General features: G+C 43.3%; 5 protein-coding genes. All 5 read right to left on the bottom strand.

The window, feature by feature from the left end:
* Nucleotides 1-138 (bottom strand): helix-turn-helix domain-containing protein (locus tag IM477_RS00975; protein ID WP_287077950.1); only part of this gene is annotated, 138 nt, incomplete at its 3' end.
* Between the two features lie 57 nt (nucleotides 139-195).
* On the bottom strand, nucleotides 196-1,611 hold the full coding sequence (argH, locus tag IM477_RS00970) for an argininosuccinate lyase (RefSeq protein ID WP_002759216.1): 1,416 nt from the start codon (nucleotides 1,609-1,611) through the stop codon (nucleotides 196-198).
* A gap of 169 nt (nucleotides 1,612-1,780) precedes the next feature.
* Complete coding sequence (locus tag IM477_RS00965; RefSeq protein WP_287730136.1) at nucleotides 1,781-1,984, bottom strand: hypothetical protein; 204 nt, start codon at nucleotides 1,982-1,984, stop codon at nucleotides 1,781-1,783.
* Between the two features lie 106 nt (nucleotides 1,985-2,090).
* Nucleotides 2,091-2,702, bottom strand: a complete 612-nt coding sequence (locus IM477_RS00960) for a class II aldolase/adducin family protein (RefSeq protein WP_287730135.1) — start codon at nucleotides 2,700-2,702, stop codon at nucleotides 2,091-2,093.
* Nucleotides 2,699-3,034 (bottom strand): hypothetical protein, encoded by a 336-nt coding sequence (locus tag IM477_RS00955; RefSeq protein WP_287730134.1) that lies wholly within the window; start codon nucleotides 3,032-3,034, stop codon nucleotides 2,699-2,701. The genes IM477_RS00960 and IM477_RS00955 overlap by 4 nt, the downstream gene beginning before the upstream one ends.
* Nucleotides 3,035-3,424 lie beyond the last annotated feature (390 nt).

The raw sequence follows: 3,424 nt of genomic DNA, 5'->3' as shown, positions 1-3,424 counted from the left end.
TTCTTGTCTTTCGTACCATGCTTGTGTTCTGAGATGGAGTGCCTTATTGTAAACCAATCTTACACAGCCCAAAGTGCGCCGCAATAGCGACTCTTGTTCGGGTGTGGGGTAAAATCGGAACGAGTAGGCTTTTTCCATGTCTCACATTCTAGCATATATCGTGTAAATGCGCTAGTATTTAACAGTAAAGCCAACCTAGAACGGCGGGGTTTCAGACGCAAATTTTCGATGATCGAGAATGGCTTTAGCTTGAATTAAAGCCGATCGCACTTGTTCAAAACCTGTGCCACCATAGCTATTACGGGCTGCCACCACCTGACGAGGAGCGATCGCGTCATAGATATCGGCCTCAAAAGCTGGATGTAATTCTTGCCATTCCGTCAGGGTTAAATCTTTCAATAACTTACCCGCTGCCAAACTGCTTTTAACGACTTTCCCGACTAAATTATAAGCTTCTCGGAAGGGAATCCCCTTACTGGCTAAATAATCCGCCACATCCGTTGCATTAGAAAAATCTTCCGCAACCGCATTAGCTAATCGGTCAGTTTTAAATTGAATTCCGGTGGCTAAAAGTACCGTCATCGCTTGCAAACAAATCCGCACGGTTTTAACGCCATCAAATAACGCCTCCTTGTCCTCCTGCAAGTCTTTGTTATAGGCCAGGGGTAAACCCTTCATTAAGGTCAATAACGCCTGTAAATGCCCAAAAACCCGCCCTGTTTTGCCGCGCACCAATTCGGGAACATCGGGATTTTTTTTCTGGGGCATAATGCTAGATCCCGTGGCACAACTATCGGTGAGAGTGATAAAACTAAATTCTTGGGAAGACCAGAGAATCATTTCTTCGCTCAAACGGCTCAGGTGTACCATAATCAGACTAGCGGCCGTCATGAATTCAATAGCAAAATCCCGATCGCTAACTCCATCGAGACTATTGTTATAAACCTGCTCAAAATCGAGTAAATTGGCGCTGTAATGACGATCAATCGGAAAGGTAGTCCCGGCTAAGGCCCCGCATCCTAGGGGCGAAATATTAGTCCTGGCGCGAATTTCTCCTAATCTTTGGTGATCCCGTTCGGCCATTTGAAAATAAGCTAGGAGATGATGGGCTAAACTAATCGGTTGAGCGCGCTGCAGGTGGGTATAACCGGGGATCAGGGTTTCCAGATGGTTTTCGGCGTGATTGACTAAAGCTTGCTGAAAATTGCGAATTTCTTGCCTAATATCATCGATTTGTTGTCTAAGATACAGACGTATATCCGTTCCTACCTGATCATTCCGCGAACGGGCCGTGTGCAGTTTTTTGCCCACATCTCCCACAATCTCGGTTAAACGACGTTCCACGGCAAAATGCACGTCCTCTTGATCGATGCCGGGGTTAAAGTTGCCGGTGCGGTATTCTTGACGAATTTGTTCCAATCCAGAGACGAGACTATCTGCTTCTTCGGGGCTGATAATACCCGTATAGGCGAGCATTTTAGCGTGAGCTATCGATCCAGTGAGATCATACTCGATTAATTCGATATCAAAGCCAATACTGGCGTTAAATTCTACGATCGTAGGATGGAGACTACCTTCAAAGCGATCGCTCCAAGTTTTCTTTGCTGTCACTGTTTTCGTTAGATTATTGTGTATAAAGTTAACCAAAATATGCTGGACAATTTTTGGGAATAATCCGGTGCTGATAGCATTACCGCTTCAGGTTAGAAAAATCTCCAACTCTACAAGCATAAGAATAGCAAGAATTGCTCACTCTGGCTGAATGCTGATAGGCGAAAAGCTAATAAGAAGTAAAACCTCGAAACAGATAACCGACAACCAAACCGATTAATAAGGCCCATGCTTGCCCAGTTTTGACGAAATTTGAGAAGGATTTCTGGAAATTCCCGATGATATCCACGTCTTGATCCGAAATAGTCATCAAGACATTGGTAAGAGGTGAAAAGTCGATCGAGACAGATAGATGATGGAAGATGTCGATCACGATGGCATTCCTCAAAAACGAAAATCTACAGAATAAGTTAACATGAAAACGACTAAATCAAAACCGCTTTTGTCTCCCGGGTGGTGAGTTGGAGAGGAGGTCACTTTCAAGATGCTTGAGATTGCCAGTAATAGGATAATAATAAATTGCCCGCTTTTTCTAAATCTTGACCAAAGGCGATAATTCCTTCTTCGTGACCACTCATCACTAAAATTTGTTGCTCCTCTAGACGCTCTTCTTGACATAAACGGATAATTTCTGCGGCCATTTCTGGGGTTCCATAGGCGATATTTTCTTGAGTGGTCGGCACTCGATACATCAAATTTTGCCACAGGGGGCGATGATGAATATGAATCACCCCATTAATCTGGGGATTCGCTTCATAAATCGCTGCATGGGTGAGAGTTTCTGAAGAAGCGGCGATTGTTCCCCGACAAGTGACCCGATTTTCTTGCCAATCGTAGTCTATAACTGTGGTGTAATGGGATTCATTTAATACTGGGATTCCCCCGGTGTTAGTGCCAGAAATCATAATTTCTTTGTCTATTTTTCCTCGTTGACTCACATTCCCAAAACCGATTCCGTTATCGTATTGACCGATTAATCCTAATCGATAGAGGCGATTGCGCCAATAATTTAATTCTGCAATCTCTGAGCTTATTAAGGGATGGTCAGGAATCCAAGTACAATTGTATTTGACGTAACCTTCATCAATCATATATTTTTCTGAAAATATTCGGGATAACTTTGACAAACTTTCTGCACAAAGTCCTGGAGAGGATAGGAAATATTGGCGATATAATTATCTTTAATTGCTTGAGAAAATAGGGGTAAAACTTCCGTGTCTAAGGCGGGGTTAAATAAGTTGATAGGTAGAATTAAATCGGAACCTTCCCGCACATCAATTGTCTCAAAATTATCGGCTACAATTAACCAAAGAGGACGCACCCAAAGAGCCGAACGACTTTCGATCACCTGAATTACTTCTCCGTATAAAGTTCGATTTTTGCAGAATAAACTAACAATTTGATGGGGAGTGAATGTGTTCATAGACAATTCTAGTTTTCCTTGATAAGCTAAGACGCATTTTAACCGCTTATTCTTAGATTAGCCGAATCTTCCCCCAATCTCTTTACTCTTGCAAGAGCCAACAGTAAAGAGTATCTCATCTCCACAAGCAATTTAAATGCGCGGGCAGCTTATCTTTCACTGGTCACTGATTACTGTTTACTGATCACTGAAAAAAGCTTGCCACTTGCCGCTCCCTTGCCAGATTGGGAAAAAACTCCGTTAGAATACGGGAAGCCGTTTACAAAACGATACAAACTCTTGACATCCTCGCCGCCGTAAAACGGACGGTGATTCCCAAACCTCACGATTTAGGTTTCTGCTTCTTTCCCTTGCGGGGTTCCGCACCTGCCGCCCCAGTTTTACTCTGTT

This window comes from Microcystis sp. M090S1, from assembly GCF_020246295.1.
GTDB classification, from domain to species: Bacteria; Cyanobacteriota; Cyanobacteriia; order Cyanobacteriales; family Microcystaceae; genus Microcystis; species Microcystis aeruginosa.
The sequence above is the reverse complement of the archived record's forward strand: the minus strand, read 5'-3'. Positions and strand labels throughout refer to the sequence as shown.

Coding starts and splice junctions, on each gene's coding strand:
- IM477_RS00960 (WP_287730135.1), bottom strand. CDS start 2,702: ATGATTGATGAAGGTTACGTCAAATACAATTGTACTTGGATTCCTGAC.
- IM477_RS00955 (WP_287730134.1), bottom strand. CDS start 3,034: ATGAACACATTCACTCCCCATCAAATTGTTAGTTTATTCTGCAAAAAT.